At 65.1% G+C, this 22,170-nt stretch carries 20 protein-coding genes and 1 tRNA gene; 14 read left to right on the plus strand and 7 right to left on the minus strand.

From position 1 onward, the window contains the following. Positions 1-83: 83 nt before the first annotated feature. Positions 84-1,220: a hypothetical protein gene (locus tag WN72_RS30455; RefSeq protein WP_027560098.1), complete on the minus strand. Its 1,137-nt coding sequence runs from the start codon at positions 1,218-1,220 to the stop codon at positions 84-86. A gap of 318 nt (positions 1,221-1,538) precedes the next feature. Here WN72_RS30455 and WN72_RS30460 point away from each other — a divergent pair, with 318 nt between their 5' ends. Together WN72_RS30460 and WN72_RS30465 are read left to right on the plus strand one after the other, a co-directional pair. After that, complete coding sequence (locus WN72_RS30460) at positions 1,539-1,784, plus strand: zinc-finger domain-containing protein (RefSeq protein WP_007602543.1); 246 nt, start codon at positions 1,539-1,541, stop codon at positions 1,782-1,784. A gap of 19 nt (positions 1,785-1,803) precedes the next feature. After that, positions 1,804-3,006 (plus strand): FAD-dependent monooxygenase, encoded by a 1,203-nt coding sequence (locus tag WN72_RS30465; RefSeq protein WP_027560099.1) that lies wholly within the window; start codon positions 1,804-1,806, stop codon positions 3,004-3,006. Between the two features lie 21 nt (positions 3,007-3,027). Here the strand turns inward: WN72_RS30465 and WN72_RS30470 are convergent, their stop codons facing one another. Beyond that, the gene (locus WN72_RS30470; protein WP_027560100.1) at positions 3,028-3,453 is read right to left on the minus strand and encodes a hypothetical protein; all 426 of its coding nucleotides are present in this window, start codon (positions 3,451-3,453) and stop codon (positions 3,028-3,030) included. A gap of 173 nt (positions 3,454-3,626) precedes the next feature. Between WN72_RS30470 and WN72_RS30475 the strand changes: the two genes are divergently transcribed. The 3 genes from WN72_RS30475 to WN72_RS30485 all read left to right on the plus strand — a co-directional run bounded on the left by WN72_RS30475 (position 3,627) and on the right by WN72_RS30485 (position 5,135). After that, positions 3,627-3,715 (plus strand) — tRNA-Leu (locus WN72_RS30475). 277 nt (positions 3,716-3,992) lie between these two features. Beyond that, positions 3,993-4,658 carry a hypothetical protein gene (locus tag WN72_RS30480; protein ID WP_167336491.1) on the plus strand — a complete coding sequence of 222 codons (666 nt, stop codon included), beginning with the start codon at positions 3,993-3,995 and terminating at the stop codon, positions 4,656-4,658. 45 nt (positions 4,659-4,703) lie between these two features. Then, positions 4,704-5,135, plus strand: a complete 432-nt coding sequence (locus tag WN72_RS30485) for a hypothetical protein (RefSeq protein WP_027560102.1) — start codon at positions 4,704-4,706, stop codon at positions 5,133-5,135. A 171-nt stretch (positions 5,136-5,306) separates the two neighbouring features. Here the strand turns inward: WN72_RS30485 and WN72_RS30490 are convergent, their stop codons facing one another. Beyond that, positions 5,307-6,086, minus strand: coding sequence for a crotonase/enoyl-CoA hydratase family protein (locus WN72_RS30490; protein ID WP_092213640.1), 780 nt, complete (start codon positions 6,084-6,086; stop codon positions 5,307-5,309). 87 nt (positions 6,087-6,173) lie between these two features. Between WN72_RS30490 and WN72_RS30495 the strand changes: the two genes are divergently transcribed. The 3 genes from WN72_RS30495 (at position 6,174) to WN72_RS30505 (ending at position 8,323) form a co-directional block, all read left to right on the plus strand. Beyond that, a complete protein-coding gene (locus WN72_RS30495) occupies positions 6,174-6,761 on the plus strand; it encodes a TetR/AcrR family transcriptional regulator (protein ID WP_027560104.1) in 588 nt (195 codons plus the stop codon). A 115-nt stretch (positions 6,762-6,876) separates the two neighbouring features. After that, positions 6,877-8,127, plus strand: coding sequence for a multidrug effflux MFS transporter (locus WN72_RS30500; protein WP_092213638.1), 1,251 nt, complete (start codon positions 6,877-6,879; stop codon positions 8,125-8,127). 55 nt (positions 8,128-8,182) lie between these two features. Further along, positions 8,183-8,323 (plus strand): hypothetical protein, encoded by a 141-nt coding sequence (locus tag WN72_RS30505; RefSeq protein WP_167336490.1) that lies wholly within the window; start codon positions 8,183-8,185, stop codon positions 8,321-8,323. A gap of 3 nt (positions 8,324-8,326) precedes the next feature. Here the strand turns inward: WN72_RS30505 and WN72_RS30510 are convergent, their stop codons facing one another. Both WN72_RS30510 and WN72_RS30515 read right to left on the minus strand, forming a co-directional pair. Beyond that, positions 8,327-9,922, minus strand: a complete 1,596-nt coding sequence (locus WN72_RS30510; RefSeq protein WP_092213822.1) for a glycosyltransferase family 39 protein — start codon at positions 9,920-9,922, stop codon at positions 8,327-8,329. A gap of 172 nt (positions 9,923-10,094) precedes the next feature. Next, a complete protein-coding gene (locus WN72_RS30515) occupies positions 10,095-11,009 on the minus strand; it encodes a LysR family transcriptional regulator (RefSeq protein ID WP_092213636.1) in 915 nt (304 codons plus the stop codon). Between the two features lie 9 nt (positions 11,010-11,018). On the opposite strand from WN72_RS30515, the gene WN72_RS30520 reads away from it, so the two are divergent. Next, the gene (locus WN72_RS30520; RefSeq protein WP_092213634.1) at positions 11,019-12,488 is read left to right on the plus strand and encodes an MFS transporter; all 1,470 of its coding nucleotides are present in this window, start codon (positions 11,019-11,021) and stop codon (positions 12,486-12,488) included. Positions 12,489-12,813: 325 nt separating this feature from the next. After that, entirely contained in the window at positions 12,814-13,233 is a 420-nt protein-coding gene (locus WN72_RS30525) for a RidA family protein (protein WP_167380670.1), read from the plus strand. Between the two features lie 125 nt (positions 13,234-13,358). Here WN72_RS30525 and WN72_RS30530 read toward each other — a convergent pair whose 3' ends face one another. Further along, positions 13,359-14,966, minus strand: a complete 1,608-nt coding sequence (locus WN72_RS30530) for an ABC transporter substrate-binding protein (RefSeq protein WP_092213630.1) — start codon at positions 14,964-14,966, stop codon at positions 13,359-13,361. Between the two features lie 136 nt (positions 14,967-15,102). Beyond that, the gene (locus tag WN72_RS30535; RefSeq protein ID WP_092213628.1) at positions 15,103-16,710 is read right to left on the minus strand and encodes an ABC transporter substrate-binding protein; all 1,608 of its coding nucleotides are present in this window, start codon (positions 16,708-16,710) and stop codon (positions 15,103-15,105) included. Between the two features lie 268 nt (positions 16,711-16,978). Here WN72_RS30535 and WN72_RS30540 point away from each other — a divergent pair, with 268 nt between their 5' ends. The 4 genes from WN72_RS30540 (at position 16,979) to WN72_RS30555 (ending at position 22,000) form a co-directional block, all read left to right on the plus strand. Beyond that, the gene (locus tag WN72_RS30540; RefSeq protein WP_092213626.1) at positions 16,979-18,109 is read left to right on the plus strand and encodes a M20/M25/M40 family metallo-hydrolase; all 1,131 of its coding nucleotides are present in this window, start codon (positions 16,979-16,981) and stop codon (positions 18,107-18,109) included. 240 nt (positions 18,110-18,349) lie between these two features. Beyond that, the gene (locus WN72_RS30545; protein ID WP_027560112.1) at positions 18,350-19,291 is read left to right on the plus strand and encodes an ABC transporter permease; all 942 of its coding nucleotides are present in this window, start codon (positions 18,350-18,352) and stop codon (positions 19,289-19,291) included. Between the two features lie 21 nt (positions 19,292-19,312). Next, entirely contained in the window at positions 19,313-20,200 is an 888-nt protein-coding gene (locus WN72_RS30550; RefSeq protein WP_092213624.1) for an ABC transporter permease, read from the plus strand. Between the two features lie 150 nt (positions 20,201-20,350). Continuing rightward, entirely contained in the window at positions 20,351-22,000 is a 1,650-nt protein-coding gene (locus WN72_RS30555; RefSeq protein ID WP_027560114.1) for an ABC transporter ATP-binding protein, read from the plus strand. Positions 22,001-22,170: the final 170 nt, after the last annotated feature.

Genomic DNA, 22,170 nt, shown 5'->3' on the forward strand with positions numbered 1-22,170 from the left:
AATGGGTGATCTTAGAGCATGATCCGGAAAAGTGTGCAGCGGTTTTCCGGCAAGATCATGCTCAAAGAATAGCGCGTTCCGCTTCAGGCCGTGACGGCCGTGTTCGCAAGAGCAGCCTGGGCTGCAATCTGGGCACGGCGGAGGCGCCGCGCCCGTCTGCGATCGCACCACGCCTGCGTCAGGCGCTCGGTGGTCGCCTTGATCGAGGACAGAAGGCCGAACAGCGTCAGTGCCGCACTGAGCAGCCAGAGCGCAAGATCGAACGCGCCGCCGATCAGCAGCAGCGCGCCGCGACCGAGCAGCTTCATGATCGCGCGGGTCTTGCCGCCCTGCGCTTCCGCAAGCCGTGCCGCGCGCGCGACATCCTTCGGACCCTCGGCGATCCGCAAGCTATCCATGGCGCCGCGCGTGCCGGTCTTTTCGGCGACGCGCGTGACATCCTTGCCGAGCCGGACCAGCGCGCCGGCCTTCTCGGCCCGGAACGCCGCCCTGATCGCGCTGACGGTCTCGCCGGGGCGGAACACCGAACCCTTGGCGACGGCGTTCTGGAGCATCGGCGCATCGACCACCTCGCGGGCGGACCGGCCGGCCCATGCAGCGAGCCCCTCGCCGAGCCGCCCGACCTTGCGGGCATCCTTCACCAGCGTCAGCCCGGCGCGAACCGGCGCAGCACCGCCAACGGAGACATAGGTCACGGCAGTGACCGCAAGGCCCGCGGTCGCAAGGCCCAGCACCAGACGGTCGGTGTCCTCGCCCATCGCCAGATGCTTGCCCTCGCGCACGACGTCCCTGATGTCACCGATCACGAAGAGATCGCCGGCGACGGTTCCGGACAGACTCGCGACATCGTCGGCGTTGCCGGTGATGAGGCCGGTTGCGAACCGTTTGGCGAAGTGCGAGGTGGAATTCTCGGCCTTGACCGCATCGCTCACGCGATTGATGAGGTCATCGGGCAGCGCGAGGTTGCGGTCACGCGCGAGCGCAACGAAACTGTCGGCGAGATCGGCATCGCCTGCGGCGAGCGCGGCCTCGATATTGTCCTGAACCAGACGGTCGTTCTGCCGGAGCAGCGCATCCAGCTTGAGCTCGGAGAGCGCGGCCGGATCATCCTGGGCGGTGAGAATCGCGCCGGCCTCGCGGGCATGCGGCGCTACCTGCACGAGCATGAAGCTGCACGCCGCGATCCCGGTCAACGCTGTGGTGATTCGCAGCCACTTCATGCGGAAAGCCTGGACGGTCCTGAAATCGTCTTGAAATCGTCTTGCGCCTGATGGTTCGTCTTTCGTCGCAACTTGCGCTTGCCCCAGACATAGTATGCCAAAATTGCGACACAACGTCCCCGACGAAAGAAGGGCTTCTCTCAGGCCGCAAGATTGTGTCGAATTTGCATGAGCAAATGAGCATGGGGCAATGCGAACCTTTCGGTTCCGCTGGACTAGCAATCATCAGCACCCACCATTATGGTCCGCGGCGCCTTAAAGATGCCGCGTCAGTTTTTGATTGTGTCTGCCGCCATTGCCACTCCAGGATGAATTACGATGTCCGACCATGTCGTCCCGCACTTCCATAACGATGCCGGTGTTCCCGTCATCGAGATCGGCTCGCAAGAGTTCATGTGCGTGGGCGCTAATCCGCCGTTCGATCATCCGCATGTCTTCCTGGACCTCGGCAACGACAACGAGATCATCTGCCCCTACTGCTCGACGCTGTACCGCTTCGCGGCGGACCTGAAGGCGGGCGAAGCCCGCCCGCCGGAATGCGTCTTGAAGGACAAGGTGGCCTGACCGTTCCCATCGGTCAGGGGTGGCGCTCTCCCGAACGATTGTCATCACCGGTGCCGGTATCGGTGGCCTGACGGCCGCGCTGGCGCTCGCGGCCCGCGGCTTCCGCATCGTCGTGCTGGAAAAGACCGAGCGGCTCGAGGAAGTCGGCGCCGGCCTGCAACTCTCCCCCAATGCCAGCCGCGTGCTGGTCGAGCTCGGCCTCACCGAGCGCCTCAAGCTGCGCGCCGTGACGCCGGAAGCGGTCTCGATCATGAGCGCGCGCGCCGGCGGCGAGCTCTTGCGCATGCCGCTCGGCGAGGCGGCGTCCGCGCGCGCCGGCGCCCCCTATTGGGTGGTGCATCGTGCCGACCTGCAATCGGCGCTGGCGGGCGCTGTTGCCGATCATCCTGACATCGACCTGAAATTGGGTGCGACCTTCGAGGACGTCGCGCCGCACGCCAAGGGGCTGACGGTGGTCCATCGCAGCGGCACGATCCGCCGCAGCGATCTTGCGAGCGCGCTGATCGGCGCCGACGGCATCTGGTCGACTGTACGCCAGCATCTTTTTCCCGAGGTGCAGCCACGCTTCTCCGGGCTGATCGCCTGGCGCGGCACGCTGGACGCCACGCAGCTGCCGAAGGACTACACCGCCCGCCGGGTGCAGCTCTGGATGGGCCGGAATGCCCATCTTGTCGCCTATCCGATCGCGGGCGGGCGCCAGATCAACGTGGTCGCGGTGCTGCCGGGCACCTGGAACAGGCCGGGCTGGAGCACGCCCGGCGATCCCCTCGAGGTGATGGACGCCTTCGCCGCGCCGCGTTGGCCGCCGGCGGCGCGGATGATGCTGGCCGCGGTCGACAGCTGGCGCAAATGGGCGCTGTTCGGCGTGCCCGACGGCTGCCCCTGGAGCAAGGGTCCGGTCGCGCTGCTCGGCGATGCCGTGCATGCGATGCTGCCGTTTGCAGCCCAAGGCGCCGGCATGGCGATCGAGGATGCCGCCGTGCTGGCGCAGCATCTCAGTCCGGAAGCTGCCGAGAGCGCAGCCGGCATCACGGCGGTGCTGAAGCAATATGGCCGCGCGCGGGCGGCGCGCGTGCAGCGGGTGCAGCGGACCGCGCGGCAGCAGGGCCGCATCTACCATTTGGGCGGGCCGCTCGCGCTCGCGCGCGATATTGCCATCCGCGCGCTCGGCCCGGACCGCATGCTGGCGCGGCAGGACTGGATCTACGGCTGGCGGCCCTGACGCAGGCTCGATTGCGCCGGCTCAGCGAGCGGCGCTGCCGGGTTTCGGCGCGGGCTTGATGTCCGGCCGCTGCGGCGTCGAGGGCGATGGCGGCGCATTCGGCGGCGTCTCCCGGCACCTGTTGCGGCGCCAGGCGTCGTCGGCAAGCTGCGCCGAGCCGCGCACTGCGACGTAGTCGTTGCGATAGGCGAGCTCGGACACCACGGCGCCGCCGGTCCCCGTCTCCGCCTTGTCCATCAGCCTCTGCAGATCGGCGGTGCGGGCCGCGAGCCCCTTCCGCTCGGCCTCGAGCTGCTTGCAATCGTACAATTCGTACTTGCCGGGATCGGCAAAGGCCGGCGCGACCGTCTCGCTCATGCTGGCGCAGCCGGACAGCGCGGCGCCCGCCGCGAGCAGCACAACAAGCGCGCCGCAGCAGCGCAGGCGGTGGGAAAACGAAGCAGCCATGCCGGATGAATAGTCCCCGTGGATTGAGAATGCCTAAAGCAGCAACAGATGTCCGGATTGAGGCTTTGCCTTGTGCGCCCGGCTCGCTTAAGGAAGAACCGCCCCTCCGGCTGCGCAAGCGCCGATTCCAGACCGCCGGAGGTGGACTTAAGTGTTTGATCTCGTTGGATCAAGCGGGCATGGCGGAATTGGTAGACGCAAGGGACTTAAAATCCCTCGGTGCGCAAGCGCTGTGCCGGTTCGACCCCGGCTGCCCGCACCACCTCAGCTGACGACGCCGCCTGCGCCCGCAGCATGATCCAGAAGCACACCAACGCGGCCGCGATCTGGACGAAGCTGCCTTCGATCGGCATGCCCGACTGCGAGACCAGTGTTGGGACGGCAACGCCGATGGTCAGCACGGCGACAAGGGCTGCGCCAGGAAGATCGACGATGAGGATGGCGCCATAGAGCGCCAGCTCGAAGAAGGCATATTCCTTCAGGCGCGGCGCGCAGAGATAGAGCCCATACATCGCCAGCACGGTGATCCGCAGGGCCTCGTGCGGATGGTCGATCAGCCAGCGATCGAGCCGGGCAAGGAAAGAGGCTTCAATGCGCGCGAGGCCACCGGCCATGCGCAGCACGACCAGAGCAAACGGCGCCAGCACCAGCGCGAATGCCACGACCGCGTAAGCCACGAACACGACCGGCTTGCTGCCGCCGAGCCCGAATTGGTCCAGCGCGCCCTGCGCCAGCAGCAGCAGCGACGGCGTGGTGTCCATCACATAGACCGTATGCTGGTCGGGAATTTGACCCTTGATCGCGAGCAGCCAGCTCGCAAACAGATCGGGATAGAGGACCATCGAGAGCAGAACCGGCAGCCCAAGCCCTGCGGCCGCGGCTGCGATCAAGCCGATCTTCTGCCGACGCGGCAGCGGCAGGAAATACAGCGCGGCCAGCACCGGGCTGTACACCAGCTTGAACGAGGCAACGAGGCCGAGCAGCGCAGCGCCGACGATGCGCAGGCCGAAGCTTCGATCATCGTCCGCGTCCGGCGAAGGGAAACGCAGCAGCAGTGCCAGCGCAGCCGCGCTCAGCGTGCCGCTCATGATGGTAAAATTGCCCGACGCCAAGACCCACTCGAAGCCGAGGAAGGCGCCGAGCGCCCAGAGCAGCCTGAGCGCAATATCGCGCGAGCCGCCGCGGTCGCGGCCGAGCCCCGGTAGCAGCAGGCCGCAGAGCATGGCCAGCAGGAGAAACACGCCGCGGTGATGTCCGAGGAGAAAGCCTCCCGCGCAGAGCGGACGGAACGCGTCGAGCGTCACCGGCAGATAAGGATAGGAGAATTTCGTACCCTTCAGATTTTTCACGAAGTAGGGATCGAGCCCATCGACATGCGCATCGACAGCCGCGCAATTGACGCGCACGTCCCAGCCGAAATTCACATCGAGCGTGAGGTCGCTGACGAGATTGCCGAGCACCAGCAGCGCCACCAGCGCGACCAGGCAGTCGTGCCAGACATTGCGCTTCCCGGCCATGCCCGCCGGCCCCACCCATCGTGCTGTCCCGGTAACGTCAGACACGTCCAATCCTGCCTGTGGCTCGAGTTCCCTCGGCGCCTGACCGGCGTCCGGTCAGGCCACACTGGACAGGATGCGTTGCGGATTCATCTCCCCGATGGGCCGTCCTCGCTGTTATGGTGAATCCCTGGTTTCCAGACTGCGCCTAAAGCGCGATAGCATGAAGATGAATCACCATCGCGCTTTAGGTTACTGTTCGAGCATGATCTCCGCGCAAACGCGTTCCGCGTTTGTCGCGAGGGAAAACCGCTACGCACTTTGCGCTAACGCGGCCCTTCGGGTCCGGATCATGCTCTAGCGCGAGCCGCGGGCGGCGAGCCAGGCGTCGAGCGCCTCGCTTGTGTCCTGCGTCGCCGCCATGCGCGCGAACTGCTCGCTCTCGATGGCGAGGCCTTCCGTGATCGAGCTGTTGAGACCCCGCGTCGCGGCCGTGATGATGCGGGCGACCGCGAGATGCGAGTGCCGCGTGATGCGGTCCGCCAGCGCGAAGGCTACGTCCAGCAGCTGCTCATGCGGCACGATGCGGTTGACCAATCCCATCTCCTGGGCTCGCTGCGGTGAAAAGGCATCGCCGGTCAGAAGATATTCCAGCGCGCGCTTGCGGCCTGCGAGCCGCGGCAGGCGCTGCGTGCCGCCGAAGGTCGGCGTGATGCCGATGGCGATCTCGGGCTTGGCAAAACTCGCCCGCTCGCTGGCGATTGCGAGATGCACCGCTTCCGTGATCTCGCAGCCGCCGCCGAAGGCGATGCCGTTGACGGCGGCGATGATCGGCTTCGGAAATGCCTCCATGCGCGCCGTCATGCCCTGCCCGCGCCGCACGAAGGCCTTCACCGCAGCGTCGGGCCCACACTTCACGCTCTCCGAGAACTCGGCAATGTCCGCGCCGGCCGAGAAGGCGCGCTCGCCCGCGCCGGTCAGGATGACGGCGCGGATGTTTGCATCGTCCTCGATGCGGTCGAGGATCGCCATCAGGCGGTCGATCAGCGCGTAGCTCAGCGCATTGAGCTTGCTCGGACGGTTCAACGTCAGCAGCGCGACGGCGCCGCGCGTTTCGCAGAGTATCAAGTCGGACAAGTGGCCGCTCCTTCCAGGTCGATCAGGGTCCGGAAGTCAGCCACAGCGGCCTTGTCGTGTATACTCACTAGGCAGTATACATTGCCGATGTCCGAGAAGGGTGACAGCACACGTGAGCAGATCGTCACTGCGGCGACGCGGCTGTTCTATGGCGAGGGGATCCGCGCGGTGAGCATGGACGCCGTCGCCGAGAAGGCCGGCGTCACCAAGAAGACGCTCTACTATCACTTCACCAGCAAGGACGAGCTCGTCGCCGCAACCATTGCGGCCAGGGATCAGCCGACGCTGGAGCTCTACAAGCGCTGGTTCGCCGAGACCGACGGCACCGTCGCCGACAAGGTCCGCGGCCTCTTCACAAAGCTCGGACGCTCCGTCGACACGCCGCGCTGGCGCGGCTGCGGCTTCCTGCGCACCATCGCCGAGCTCGCCAATACGCCGGCCCATCCGGCCGTGAAGGCCGGCGCGGCGCACAAGAAGCGCTTCGAAGCCTGGCTGGAGGCGGAGCTGAAGCAACATGGCGTTCCCGGCGCGGCGGCGCTCGCGCGCCAGCTCCTGATCCTGCTCGATGGCGCCACCACGGTGATGCTGATCCACCGCGATCTCGCCTATGTCGAGACGGCGGGGCAATTGGCGCTCGGCCTGGTCGAGGCGGCCCGGAAGACAGCTCGCGCCTAGAGCCGCTTCACCAAGTCGTGTCCGCCGCGGTTCCGCCGGCCTGCCATCCCGAAACATGGGTTGTGCGACGCAGCATAACCGCTCAGAAAGCTCCTGATTTTCAGAGGTGAGCTGCTTGTCCGACGTCAATGCCGACGATTGGGTGTCCTCCGGACACCGCCCCATGGGTTTTCCCGAATTCGTCATCGTGATCGCGTCCATCATGGCGCTGAATCCGCTTGCGATGGACATGATGCTGCCGGCGCTGCCCAATATCGGGGCAGCCTTCCAGATACCCGTCGCCAACCATCTCCAGCTCGTGCTGTCGACCTTCCTGATCGGCTTCGGCGCGGGCCAGTTCGTGATGGGGCCGTTGTCGGATCGCTTCGGCCGCCGCCCGGTGCTGCTCGGCGGCATGGCGGTCTATGCGGTGGCGAGCGTGCTGGCGGTTGCCGCGCCCTCGTTCGAGACGCTGCTGCTGGCGCGCGCGCTGCAAGGGCTCGGCACCTCGGCAACGCGCGTGATCGCGACCTCGATCGTGCGCGACTGCTATGTCGGCCGCCGCATGGCAAGCGTGATGTCGCTCGCCATGATGGTGTTCATCGCGGTGCCCGTGATCGCGCCCTCGTTCGGACAGGCGGTGCTGCTGGTGACGGCGTGGCGCGGCATCTTCGTCGTGCTGATGCTCTACGGCCTGCTCGCGCTCGCATGGTGCGTGCTGCGGCTGCCCGAAACCCTCCCCGAGTCGGAGCGCAGGTCGCTGGCGCCGGCCGACGTGCTCTCGGCGTTCCGGCAGACCGTGACCAATCGCCAGACCATCGGCTATGCGACGGCCGCCGGAAGCGTCATCGGCGCGCTGTTCGCCTACGTGTTCTGCGCCCAGCAGGTGTTCACCGGCGTCTATCACCTCGGCCATTACTTCCCGCTCGCCTTCGCCGCGATCGCGGCGGGCACGGCGGTGGCCGGCTTCCTCAATTCGCAACTGGTCGGACGGCTCGGCATGCGCGTGATCTCGCATGGCGCACTGAGCCTCTATGCCGCGGTGGCCGGCATCATGCTGCTGACGGAAATTCTCGGCGTGCTGCCGCTCTCGCTGTTCATGGTGCTCTCTGCGCTGATGATGTTCTCGTTCGGCATGATGGTCGCCAACTTCACTGCGCTCGCGATGGAGCCGCAGGGCCACATCGCCGGCACTGCGTCCTCGCTCTACGGCTCGATCACGACGCTGATCGGCATCGTGGTCGGCATGGCGATCGGCCAGAGCTTTGACGGCACGCTGCTGCCGTTCTCGATCGGCTTCTTCCTGTCGACGCTCGCCGCGCTCGCGATCGTGCTGGTGGTGGAAAAGGGACGGCTGTTTCGGCCGCATCATCGTCCCATCGGTTGAGGAACTTCCCGGCGACGGCGATGTTGTACTGCAGCAATTTCGAAAGGCTGCCTCTATGGAACTGGAACATCGCGAAGACCGTACCGACAGGGATGCGCAGGCGGCGAAGCCATCCGTGCCGAATGCCGATCGAACGGCATTCACTCCGCCCTTCGCGAGCGAGGGCCTCGAGCAGGTGCGCGACAGCCACTGCTAAAGCTTAAGGCGCAGGACGCCTGCTGGCACCGAACTCGTCGGCCGCGCTCTCGGGCGCCGCGCCGCTGTCGCGCGGCGGCACCATCAGCACCACGACGTCACGCATCACGCCGGGCCTCCCCCACAGCGTTGCCTGCACGGTGAACTCGCGCCGGACGAAGTGCCCGGCTCGCCCGGACACTGATTCCATCCACCTGCCGCAATGATCCTGGCCGTGGAAACACAGCGCGGCCCAGCCGCGATCGAGCGTCGTCTTGCGCGGCAGGCCCCATTTGTATTGGTACTCGAACGGCCGCGCGTAACGGGGATGGTCAGGGCTGTAGAACGCGGTGGCAAAGGCCAGCGAATCGTCGCCGCTCACGGCACTCAATGGCTCGCCGGTCAGCTCCCGCCATTGCCGCGTCAGCTCGTTTGCCGCCTGCTCGTAGAAATTCCGCCCCTCTTCGTAGCCGTGATTGTTGCGATAGACAGCGTGGATCGGCGCTGCGACGAGGACGGCGGCGAGCGCAACGCCGATGACGATCACCGTGACATTGACGGTGTAGAAGCGCTCGATCGGATAGCGCGCGCCGCAGACGATGAGCACGACGAACAGGAACAAGCCCTGCAGCGCCCATAGCGAGGGCAGATCCGTTCCCATCGCGACCGACGTCAGCACCGGCAGCACGATCGTGCCGATCGCGACATAGAACAGAAGCCGCAGGCCCGGACTCATGGCCGCGAAATCAGCCGGAAACTGCTTGAGCCGCGTCCCCGCGATCAACACCCAGAGCACCGCGGACACGCCCATGGCCGCCGTCAGCCCCAGCACGAAGTTCTTCACCTCGATGAGCGAGCTTGCGGCATTGCCGTTGGCGTGGGCCATTGCATAGGTGAAGGTCGACGCCCCCGTCGTCGCCAGCCAGTAGATGTGCGGCGACAGCACGGCGAGCCCGGTCACGGCCGATATCCAGGGCGAAGCCGAGCTGAAATAGGCACGCCGCGCCGGATGAGCCAGCGCCGCAAACGCGAAACTCGCGACCAGGAAGATCGAATAATACTTGCCGACCATCGCCAGCGCCGTCGTGCATCCCGCGGCAAGCGCCCACAGCGCGGTGCGCGTCTCGAACGCGCGCAGGAAGCAATAAGTCGCGAGCGGCCAGACCGCGAGCAGCACCGAATTGGCATTGAAGCGCTGTGCGTGGAATTGATAGGCCGGCGTCAGCATCAACAGCAGCAGCACCAGGATGCGCTTGTGCCCGGTCACGAACTGCCGCGCGACCAGATCGACGCAGAACAGCGCGAGCCCCGCATTGGCCATCGACATCAATTGCAGCGACCAGTCGCTCAGCGGAAAGACCGAGGTCCAGCTCGCGGCAACCCAGCCCATCAGCGGCGGATGCTTGTGATAGCCGAACGCGAAATTCCGGCCCAGCGTCCAGGCCTCGAGTGTATCGGGGTGCAGCCCGCCGCCGGCATAGGCGATCGCAAGATAGAGCGTCCAGACCGCAACGAAGCACGCAATGAGAAGCGGCACGGCCCAGCCCGCCTCGACGGCGTCGAGCCAGCGCAGGAATGGCCGGCGCCATCGCGCTGGCGCGCGATCGGACTGTTCGGCCATCGCCTGGAATGCAAAATCGATCGGCACGGGAATCTGATGAAGGAAAGTGATGTGCGAGCTGCGCACATCTATTTCAATTCAGAAACAAATAGCAATGATTGGAAACTGGAAGGGTTAAAAGCTGACACGAAGCTGACAAGCCAAAGCGCGCTGCAACGCTTCCGGCGGGCCCCTATTGGACGCGTTCGTCGGCCTCATCCAAAAGCCATGCAACGAATGCCTTCACCCGAGCATCACTTGCCAAGACCGCGGGCCAGCGCACGAGGTGTACCTTCGTCGACGGCATGTCCCAGGTCTCAGGCAGCACGCGCACAAGGCGGCCGTCGACGAGCGCGTCGCGCGCGAGGAGTGAGCGCGTTAGCACGACGCCGCTGCCTTGAAGTGCGGCACCGATCGCCGTCGCCATGTTGGCGTAACGTAGTCCAACCGGCGGCGGCGCGTTGAGGCCAAGTCGCGCGAACCACGTCGACCAGGACCACTCGGTTCCCGCGTTCGCGTCTTCGCCAGCCCCCTTATGGATCAGCGGCAGCGCGGCGATGCGCATCGGGTCGTCGAGCGGCGCGGACGGCAATAGTCGCGCGTGGCAAACGGGGAAGACCTGCTCGCGGAACAACACGCGCTGCGTCGAGGTCTCGCGTGCCTCGCCCTCGAGGAGCCAATGGATCGTGATGTCGAGATCGAGGCGGATCGCTTGCGCCGTGCTGTCGACGATGATCAGTTCGATCGGCGTCGATGGGGCCTTGAACATCGGCAGGCGTGCGACGAGCCAATAGTCCGCTAGCGCCGCGCTGACGCCCACGCGCAGTGGGCCATTGTTGGCCGCAGCGCGGCATCGCGCGCGTAGCTCTCCGAGGCCGGTGAGGAGCTCCGCGAGGCCGGATGCAAGCGCTTCACCCGCGGGCGTCGGCCGCATGCCGCCCGAAGTCCGCGTCAGCAGCGGCAAACCCATAAAGTCTTCCAGACGGCGCAACCGGTGGCTCACTGCGCTCTGCGTCACGCCGAGGTCGCTTGCTGCGGCGGTGACGCTGCCTAGACGGTGCACGGCTTCGAAGGCAATCAGGGCATCGAATGGAGGTTGGGCGGTCATGCCGGCATTATGAAGGAGATTCATGCCGAGTTGAACACTCCGCATACGCCGCGAGCGCAAACCGATGATACCAAGCGGGCATCGCAGCGCTTCTGCGCGGCACTTTCCCAGTTCGGCAGAGGATTTGTGAAGACGGCACCCGCCCTATGCGCTTGTGATCTTTCCGTTGCCCTGACACTCGGACTCGGTGCGTTCTTCACGAATCTCGACGTCACCGCCGTCGTCGTCGCGCTGCCTGCGATGGCGCGTACCCTCAGCTTCGGCATGGACGCGACGGCGTGGGTGATCGATGCGTATTCGCTCGCTTTCACGGGAATGCTGCTCGCGGCTGGGGCAATCGCCGATCGCTTCGGTCGCCGCCGCGCTTTGCTGACCGGCAATGTGATCTTCCTTGTCGCTTCCCTTGGCTGCGGCCTCGCCTGGGACGGTCCGTCGTTGTGGCTCGCCCGCGGTCTGCAAGGCGTTGGCGCAGCGTTCGTCGTCACAGGCGCCTTGGCGCTCGTCGCCGGCGCGTTCCCGGATGCCGCCGTCAGAGCGCGTGTGTTCGCCTTGATGGGCGTCGTCTCCGGTGTTGGGATGGCCGTGGGGCCGACGCTCGGTGGCGTGATCACGGCTTGGACCGGGTGGCGCTGGATCTTCTTCATCAACGTGCCGTTCTGCGTGGCTCTGGCCATTGCGGTGCCGCGGTTCGTCGCCGAGAGCCAGGCCGCGGAGAAGCGCCCGCTCGATATTGTCGGCGTTGCCCTGTTGACGACGGCACTCGCGCTACTGATTGACGCGACGTTGCGCCTGCGTGCCGACATGATCGGTGCCGCGAGCCTCGGCGGCGCAGCGCTTCTGCTGTTGGCAGGCTTCGCGCTTCAACAGCGTCGGCGCGCTGTGCCACTCCTCGACGCGGCCGTGTTCGGGACACCCGCGATGATCGGTGTCGGCCTGCTGCTGATTGCGGTCTCCGTCAGCTACTGGGCCATCCTTGTTTATCTGCCGCCAGCGATGCAGAGCGCATTCGGGTGGCACGCCAATCGTACTGGCCTCGCGCTGCTCGCTGCAACGGCGCCGATGCTCATCGTGCCGCCAATTGGCGGCCACCTCGTGATGCGCATCGGTTGGCGCTGGCACTTCGCGCATTCTCTCGCGATACTCGCGGTCGGCAATCTCCTTTTACTTGCATCCCTCTGGCGGACCGATACGGCCGAGACCCTCGTCCTTATGCTCGCGGGCATGGCAGCGATCGGCAGCGGCGCGGCGCTCGCCCACCCGCAACTTTCGGGTGCCCTGCTTGCGCTCGCCCCGCCAGACCGTTCCGGCATGGCCTCTGCCATGACGATCGTGGCGCGACAGGGTGGCTTCGCGCTTGGGATCGCTGCGCTGGCCGCAGTTGGTGGCGGGCAAGCCTTCGAGGGCATCTTTGCTACCGCAGCGTCAACAGCAGTCTTGGGAGTTCTTGCAGCAATTTTCCTGCTTCCCGCCGATCGGTGAGCGCGTGAAATATGGGTCTGGTTTGACGCGCGACCATCGGCGATCGGGCAGCCGCGCTCGGAGACGCACTTGCTCCCGGAGATGACATGCTTTCCGGCTCAATGTCCCGAACTGATGCGTCGCTTCTTGTATCCGATGCGTTTGCGGATCGGTAGCTTCCTGCATTATATCGACCGTTGGCTGCCTCGATCTGCGCTACCGCACGTACTTGGTGGCTATTGGAACAAAGCGGACCTCGTCACCAGTTACGTGACGCCGCTGGGTTCATAAGATACACGGCCTAGTGGTGGCGCCGCCGACTGGCGCTCTGGCCAAGGGAGCCTTCATGAGCCGATCGGTGCATGTTCCTGTCGGAATCTTCGATAGCTTACGCTACGGTTTCGCGCAGGTTGCTACTGTCCCCACACCGTTTGGCGACGTTGTATATGTGTCCGGCCAGGTTGCTTGGGACGCAGACCAGAACGTCGTTGGCACTGGCGACATCGGCCGTCAACTCAGCAAGAGCCTAGAAAATCTTAGCGTTGCGCTGGCATCGGTTGGTGCGAAACTCGATCAGGTGGGTGCGTTGCGGCTCTACATCAAGCAGAGCCATCTACACGAAGGCAAAGCGATTAGCGGCGCCCTCAAAGCGGCGTTCGGCGATAATCCGCCGTGTACAACCTGGATTGGAGTGCCAAGCCTGGCCAAGGATGAGTTCCTCATCGAGGTGGAGCCTTCTGCAGTTTTCCTGGCGCGAAACGGCTGATGCCGATCGTGGCTATGATCGCCGACTGAATTAGACAACACGCTACGACAAGCTGGCAGCGAACTACCTCGCTTTCGTTCAGCTTGCCTCGATCAGGCTATGGCTACGCCTTATCAGTCCACGTCCTACTCGGATTTGTCGATGTTCCAGAACACCGGCGTTGCCGGACCGTCGATCACGCCGGAGAGCGACTTCCGCCACGCGCTCGGCGCCTGATACTGGCCGAGCGGAACGTAGAGCACCTGGTCATAGGTCTCCTTCTGGATCTCGGTCGCGATCTTCTTCTGATCGTCGAGCGAAGCCGCGCGAACGAAAGCGTCCTTGAGTTGCTCGACCTTGGCATCCTCCGCCCAGCCGAACCAGCCGCCCTTCTTGCCTTGCCCGCCGACAGCGATGTTGGAGATCGGGTTCGACACGTCGGCGCTGACCCAGTTGGTGATGAACATGTTCCAGCCGCCCTCTTTCGGGGGCTTCTGGCTGGCGCGCCGGCTCACCACCGTCTGCCAATCGGTGGCCTGCAAGTCGACCTTGAAGCCGGCTTCGCGCAGTTGCTGGGCCACCACAATCGGTTGGGCCTTCAGTGTCAGCACGTCGCCCGGCGCCATGAGCACGACCGGCGTCCCATCGTAACCGGACTCGGCGAGCGCCTTTTTGGCCGCAGCCATGTCGCCGCCCTTGGCGAGAGTCTCCCCGCCAACCTCCGTCGCGAACGGCGTGTCGCAGATGAAGACCGCGGCGCAAGCCTTGTAGTACTTGGGATTGCCGATCAGCGCGTCGAGCACGTCCTTCTGGTTGACCGCCATAAGTGCCGCACGGCGGACCTTGACGTTGTCGAATGGCGGATGAAGGAAGTTCATCCGGGCGCCCGTCTGGTAGCCGAACTTGTTCAGGATCTCGAGCTTGAGCTCTTTGTCGGCTTCAATGGTGGGCAACATTTCGATGGCGGGATTTTCCATGAAATCGATGTCGCCCGACTGCAGCGCGTTCAGCGCGGTCTGCGGGTCCGGCATCGTAATCCATTCGACGCGATCGACCTTCGCGACCTTGCCGCCGGCGGTCCAGCTCGCCGGCTCTTTGCGCGGCACGTAATCGGTGTTCTTGACGTAGACCGACTTCACCCCGGGCTGGAATTCCGACTGCACGAACTTGAAGGGGCCGGAGCCGATCTGCTCGGATATCTGCTTGTCCGCCGGCGTCTCGGCGAGACGCTTCGGCATCATGAAAGCCACCCGCGAGGACGGCTTGCCGATCGCTTCCAGCACGAGCGCGTACGGCTCCTTCAGCTCCAGCGTGATGGTCTTGGGGTCGGTCGCCTCGATGCTCGCGGTGAACAGCATCATCTGCTGACCCATGCTATCGACAACGGCCCAGCGCTTCAGGGAGGCAACGCAATCTTCCGCGGTGACCGGCGTACCGTCGTGCCACTTCAAACCGTCGCGCAGCGTGAAGGTGTAGGTCAGCTTGTCGTCGGAGATCTTCCAGTCCGCCATCTGCGGCTGGATCTTGAAGTTCGAATCCGTCGCGATCAGCGTGTCGTAGATCATGTAGCCATGATCACGCGAGATATAGGCGCTGGTGAAAATCGGATCGAGGACGCGCAGATCCGAATGCATCACGGCGGTGATGGTCTTGCCTGCGGCAAGAGCCGGCGAGGCCAGTGCCGAAAGCGCCACGACTGAAATCGCAAGTAGGGAGACGAACGCCCGACGCCGCCGGCGCATGAGTTGGAGCACTGAAATTCTCCTGGCAAGTTTTCTTGGGTGGGTCTCTTGGGAAGTTCTCCTGGAAGCTCGTCTGGCGAGCGGCGCCGCTGGTGACAGCGGCGCCGCGTGACGATCGGTACGAAGGGTGCGGGAGCGTGCCCTCGCCTCACTCGGACTTGTCGATGTTCCAGAACACCGGGGTGGCCGGGCCATCGAGCACGCCGGTCAGCGACTTGCGCCAGCCGCTCGGCAGAAGATATTGACCGAGCGGAATGTAGATCACCTGGTCATAGGCTTCCTTCTGGATCTCGGTCGCGATCTTCTTCTGCTCGTCGAGCGAGGCGGCGCGGACGAAGGCGTCCTTGAGCTGCTCGATCTTGGCGTTTTCCGCCCAGCCGAACCAGCCCTTCTTGCCCTGGCCGCCGATCGAGAGATTGGCGATCGGATTGGCGACGTCGGCCGCGACCCAGTTGGTGAAGAACATGTTCCAGCCGCCCTCCTTCGGCGGCTTCTGGCTGGCGCGGCGGCTCACAACGGTCTGCCAGTCGGTCGCCTGCAGGTCGACCTTGAAGCCGGCTTCGCGCAGGAGCTGGGCCGCCACGATCGGCTGCGCCTTCAGCGTGGTGACATCGCCGGGCGCCATGACCACAACTGGCGTGCCGTCATAGCCGGATTCGGCGAGCGCCTTCTTGGCCTCCGCCATGCCGTTGCCCTTGATCAGGGTCTCGGCGCCGACATCGGTCGCGAGCGGCGTGTCGCAGACGAAGAACGCGCCGCAGACCTTCTGATATTTGGCGTTGCCGATCAGCGCGTCGAGCACGTCCTTCTGGTTCATCGCCAGGAAGGCGGCGCGGCGCACCTTGACGTTGTCGAAGGGCGGATAGAGGAAGTTCATGCGCCCGAGCGTCTGGTATCCGAACTTGTTGGAGACGTCGATCGTGAGCTCCTTGTTCGCCTCCAGCACCGGCAGCATGTCGTAGGGCAGATTTTCCATGAAATCGATGTCGCCCGACTGCAACGCGTTCACGGCCGTCTGCGAGTCCGGCATCGTGATCCACTCAACGCGGTCGACCTTCACCACCTTGCCGCCCGAGGTCCAGCTCGACGGCTCCTTGCGCGGCACGTAGTCGGTGTTCTTGACGTAGACCGCCTTCACACCCGGCTGGAATTCCGACTGCACGAACTTGAAGGGGCCGGAGCCGATCTGCTCGGGGATCTGCTTGTCCGGCGGCGTCTCGGCAAGACGCTTCGGCATCATGAAGGCGACGCGCGACGAGGGCTTTCCAATGGAGTCCAGCACGAGGCCGTAGGGCTCCTTCAGCTTCAGCGTGATGGTCTTGACGTCGGTCGCCTCGAGGCTCGCGGTGAAGTCCATCAGCTTCTGGCCCATGCCGTCGACGGCTGCCCAGCGCTTGAGCGAGGCGACGCAGTCTTCCGCCGTCACCGGCGCGCCGTCATGCCACTTCAGGCCGTCGCGCAAGGTGAAGGTGTAGGTGAGCTTGTCGTCGGAGACCTTCCAGTCCGCCATCTGCGGCTGGACCTTGAAGTTCGAATCGGTGGCCACCAGCGTGTCGTAGACCATGTAGCCATGGTCGCGCGTGATATAGGCCGTGGTGAAGATCGGATCGATGATGCGCAGGTCCGAATGCATCACGGCCGTGATGGTCTTGTCGGCCGCAAGCACCGGCGACGCCAGGCCGACCGAAAGCGCGACGACCGACAGCGCAAGTTTGGAGGCGAACGCGCGAGGCCTCCGGCGCATGAAGTGGAACATGGAAAGTTTCTCCTGACGTGAAACTGTTCAAAGGCAGGTTATTGGTTGAGCATCCGGTCCGTTCTTTGGGCGAACCAACCTCATGCAATGCCTTTATCTTTTCGAGACTTGCAGACAGTCTTGAGCGCGTCAATCCGGTTTCACTGCAAGCCCTGGCGGCGCGCGCACGGGCTCCACAAGGATCGGTTTGGCTCTACAACTCTCTCCGCTCGTCCCACTGCACCGATGCAATGTACGTTCCATCTTTCGAAGCCTGAGAGACATTGAGATGAATCCAGCCAATCTTCCCTTCGATTCCGAGGCCATGCTCGAAGGCCTGCGTACCTGGGTGGAATGCGAGAGCCCGACCTGGGACGCGAACGCGGTGAACCGCATGCTCGATATCGCAGCGCGGGATATGGCGATCATGGGTGCGACGATCGAACGCATCGCCGGCCGCCAGGGTTTCGGCGGCGTCATCCGCGCGCGCTTCCCGCACCCGAAGCAGGGCGAGCCGGGCATCCTGATCGCCGGCCACATGGATACCGTCCACCCTGTCGGCACCATCGAGAAGCTGAAATGGCGGCGCGAGGGCAAAAGGTGCTACGGCCCCGGCATCTACGACATGAAGGGCGGCAACTACCTCTCGCTTGAAGCGATCCGGCAGCTGGCGCGCGCCGCCTTCACCACGCCACTTCCGATCACCGTGCTGTTCACGCCGGACGAGGAGGTCGGCACACCCTCGACGCGCGACATCATCGAGGCGGAAGCCGCGCGCAACAAATACGTGCTGGTGCCCGAGCCCGGCCGCGCCGACAACGGCGTTACCACCGGACGTTACGCAATCGCACGATTCAATCTCGAGGCGACGGGCCGGCCGAGCCATGCCGGTGCGACATTGTCGGCAGGACGCTCGGCGATCCGCGAGATGGCCCGGCAGATCCTCGCCATCGACGCGATGACGACGGAGGACTGCACCTTCTCGGTCGGCGTCGTGCATGGCGGACAATGGGTCAATTGCGTTGCCACGACCGCGACCGGCGAAGCGCTCTCCATGGCCAAGCGCCAGGCCGATCTCGATCGCGGCGTCGAGCGGATGCTGGCGCTATCGGGCACCACCAACGATGTCGCCTTCAAGGTCACGCGCGGCGTGACGCGTCCGGTGTGGGAACCGGATGCCGGCACCATGGCGCTCTATGAAAAGGCGCGCGGCATCGCCAAGTCGCTCGGCGCCGAGCTGCCGCATGCGAGCGCCGGCGGCGGTTCCGACGGCAACTTCACCGGCGCGATGGGGATTCCGACGCTCGACGGCCTGGGCGTGCGTGGCGGCAACGGCCACACGCTGGAGGAGTATATCGAGGTCGAGAGCCTGGTCGAGCGCGGCCGGCTGATGGCGGGGCTGCTGGCGACGCTGGAGTGATGGGGGTCGTCATTCCGGGGCGATGCGTTGGTTCGTAGGGTGGGAAAAGGCGCTCTTGCGCCGTGCCCACCATTTCCGTCCGGTGGGCACGCTTCGCTTTGCCCACCCTACGAAGACCGCTGAGAAGACCGGCCCTGCAAAACCTGTGGCCCGGATGGCACGGGAATTGCTGAAATGTTAGGCTGATGGCAACCTGCCGAAGGCCCTGCCGCAATTTGTCTCTAATCTGACGGATCCAACTTGCTGGGATATCTCGTTCGCCGAATTTTCGCCGCCGTGCCCGTGATGGGCGTCGTGGCGCTGTTCGTCTTCCTCCTGCTCCGCCTCACCCCCGGCGATCCCGCCGCGATTCTCGCCGGTGACAACGCGACGCCGGAACGGCTGGAGCGCATCCGCGCCTCGCTCGGCCTCAACGAGCCGCTGATCGTGCAGTTCATCACCTGGGTGAACAAGCTCTTGCACGGCGACCTCGGCACATCGCTGATCTCCAACCTGCCGGTCCTGAAGATGATCGGCCAGCGCGTCGAGCCGTCGATCTCGATCGCGCTGTCGACGATCATCCTCGCCGTCATCGTCGCCGTGCCCCTGGGCGTGATCGCGGCGTGGAAGCACGGCACCTGGATCGACCGTTTCGTGATGGGCCTGTCGGTGCTCGGCTTCTCGGTGCCGGTGTTCGTGGTCGGCTACATCCTGATCGAGGTCTTCGCGATCGACCTGCGCTGGGTGCCGGTGCAGGGCTTCAAGAGCATCTCGAACGGCTTCGGTCCGTTCTTCGAGCGCATCATCCTGCCGACCTGCGCGCTGTCCTTCATCTACATCGCGCTGATCGCGCGCATGACGCGGGCGGCGATGCTCGACGTGCTCGGTGAGGACTACGTCCGCACCGCACGCGCGAAGGGCATCAACGAGGTCGCCGTGATGATGCGGCACGCGCTGCGCAACGCCGCCGTGCCCGTGATCACCGTGATCGGCACCGGCTTTGCGCTGCTGATCTCCGGCGTCGTCGTCACCGAGAGCGTGTTCAACATCCCCGGCATCGGCCGCCTCACCGTCGATGCGGTGCTGGCGCGCGACTATCCGGTGATCCAGGCGATGATCCTGTTGACCTCGCTGATCTATGTCGTCGTCAACCTCCTGATCGACGTCGCCTACACGCTGCTCGATCCCCGGATCCGGTACTAGGGCTTAAGGATAACAACAACGATGTCTGTCGATAGCCTTCCCCGGTCCTCCATTCCGATCACCTCGCCGCTGCGGCCACGGTTCGGATTCCTCACCTCGACGCCGATCATCGCGGCGGCCACGGTGCTGCTCGCCCTGATCGTGCTGATCTCGATCGTGGCGCCGCTGATCGCGCCGCACGACCCGATCCAGCTTGCGCCCTCGCAGCGGCTGAAGCCGTCCTCGGCGCAGTACCTGCTCGGCACCGACGCCTATGGCCGTGACCTGTTGTCGCGCGTCATCTATGGCGGCCGGGTCTCGCTGCTGATTGGCATCGGCTCGGCGATCCTGTCGATCGCCATCGGCCTTTCGATCGGCCTCGTCTCCGGCTTCTTCAAGCTGGTCGACGCCGTCATGATGCGCATCATGGACGGCCTGATGGCGATGCCGAGCATTTTGCTCGCGATCGCCGTGGTGTCGCTGTCCGGCGCCAGCATCTGGACCGTGCTGGTCGCGATCACCATCCCCGAAATTCCGCGGGTGGCGCGCCTGGTGCGCTCGGTCGTGCTGTCGGCACGCGAAGAGCCTTATGTCGAGGCGGCGATCTCGGTCGGCTCGTCCTTGCCGAAGATCATGTGGCGGCATCTGATGCCGAACACGATCGCACCGCTGATCGTCCAGGGCACCTATGTCTGCGCCTCCGCGATCCTGACCGAGGCCATCCTGTCCTTCCTCGGCGCCGGCATCTCGCCGGAGACGCCGACCTGGGGCAACATCATGGCCGAGGGCCGCCAGTACTTCCAGATCAAGCCATCGCTGATCTTCTGGCCGGGCCTTTTGCTCTCGATCGCGATCCTCAGCATCAACCTGATCGGCGACGCCGCCCGCGACGCTCTCGATCCCCGCATGAAGCAGCGGGAGGGGAAGTGAAACCAATACCGCTGTCATTCCGGGGCGCGACGAAGTCGCGAGCCCGGAATCCATTTCACCACCAACACTGCGGCCCGATGGATTCTCAGGTGCGCAATTGCGCACCGTAGTTCGCGCTGCGCGCGCCCAATGACGGCGGAGAGAATTGAAGTGACCAACACCGTCCTCGACATCAACAACCTCGTCGTCTCCGTCGGCAAGAGGCCGGGCGGCGCGAAGATCATCGACGGCATCTCGATCCAGGTGCGCGAGCGCGAGACGCTGTGCCTCGTCGGCGAAAGCGGCTCGGGCAAGTCGGTGACCTCGCTCACCACCATGGGCCTGTTGCCGAAGGGCACGCTGGTGCCGACCTCCGGCAGCATCAAGCTGGTCGGCGAGGAGCTGCTCACCGCGACCGACCGCCGCCTGCGCCAGCTACGCGCGACGCAGATGGCGATGATCTTCCAGGAGCCGATGACCGCGCTCAATCCGGTCGTGCCGGTCGGCCGCCAGATCGACGAGGTGCTGCGCGCCCACACCGATCTCGACGCCAGGGCGCGCAAGAAGCGCATCCTCGACATGATGGAGCAGGTCCGCCTGCCCCAGGTCGAGCGCATCTTCGCCTCCTACCCGCACCGCCTCTCCGGCGGCCAGCGCCAGCGCATCATGATCGCGATGGCCCTCGTGCTGGAGCCGAAGCTGCTGATCGCGGACGAGCCGACCACCGCGCTCGACGTCACCACGCAGAAGCAGATCCTGACATTGATCCGCGACCTCCAGCGCGATCACGGCACCGCCGTCTTGTTCATCACCCATGACATGGGCGTGGTCGCCGAGATCGCCGACCGCGTCGCGGTGATGCGGCAGGGACGGCTGGTCGAGACCGGCCCGCTCGAGACCGTGCTGCGCAAACCATCGATGGACTACACCCGCAATTTGCTGGCGTCGGTGCCGAGCCTGGTGCCGCGGTCGCCGCGCGAGGAGAGCCGCGAGCCCGTCGTGCTCGAGACCAACGACCTCAGCAAGATCTACAAGGAGCGCGCCTTCTTCGGCAAAGGCCGCGAGGTCGTCGCCGCCGACAAGGTGACGCTGACGCTGCGCAAGGGCCGCACGCTCGGCATCGTCGGCGAGAGCGGCTCGGGCAAGTCGACCGTGGCGCGCTGCATCGTGCGCCTGATCGATCCGACCTCCGGCGGCGTGCGACTTGCCGGCCGCGAGATTTCGGACATCTCGCGCCGCCTGCTCCAGCCGCACCGGCAGAAGATCCAGATCGTGTTCCAGGATCCCTACCGCTCGCTCAACCCGCGCGTCACCGTCGGCGAGAGCATCGCGGAAGGGCCGATCAATTACGGCGTCTCGCACGCGGATGCGATGAAGCGCGCCCGCGAATTGCTCGAGCTGGTCGGCCTGCCGGCCGACGCGGTGTCGCGCTATCCGCACCAGTTCTCCGGCGGCCAGCGCCAGCGCATCGCCATTGCGCGCGCGCTCGCGCTTGATCCGGACGTGCTGGTCGCGGACGAAGCGGTCTCCGCGCTCGACGTCTCGGTGCAGGCGCAGGTGCTGGAACTGCTGGACGAGATCCAGAAGCGGCTCGGCATCGCCATCCTGTTCATCACCCACGACTTGCGCGTCGCCGCGCAAATCTGCGACGAGGTCGTAGTGATGCAGCACGGCCGCGTGGTCGAACAGGGCCCCGCCGCCGAGGTGCTGACGCATCCAAAGGAGGCTTATACCAAGGCGCTCCTCGACGCCGCCCCCGGCCGCAACTGGGATTTTGCGAACTTCCGGCCGGTGTCGGAGGGCGTGGCGGCCAGCGTGTAATCTCTCCACTGTCATTCCGGGGCATCGCGAAGCGATGAGCCCGGAATCCATCGCGCGGCAGAGTCTGCCGCCTGATGGATTCCGGGCTCGCGCCAAGTGGCGCGCCCCGGAATGACGGCGGAGCAGCATTCCCAAAACAGCTTGACCCTATGCATGGCGCGATTGCTTCC

Source organism: Bradyrhizobium arachidis, assembly GCF_015291705.1.
Classification (GTDB): domain Bacteria; phylum Pseudomonadota; class Alphaproteobacteria; order Rhizobiales; family Xanthobacteraceae; genus Bradyrhizobium; species Bradyrhizobium arachidis.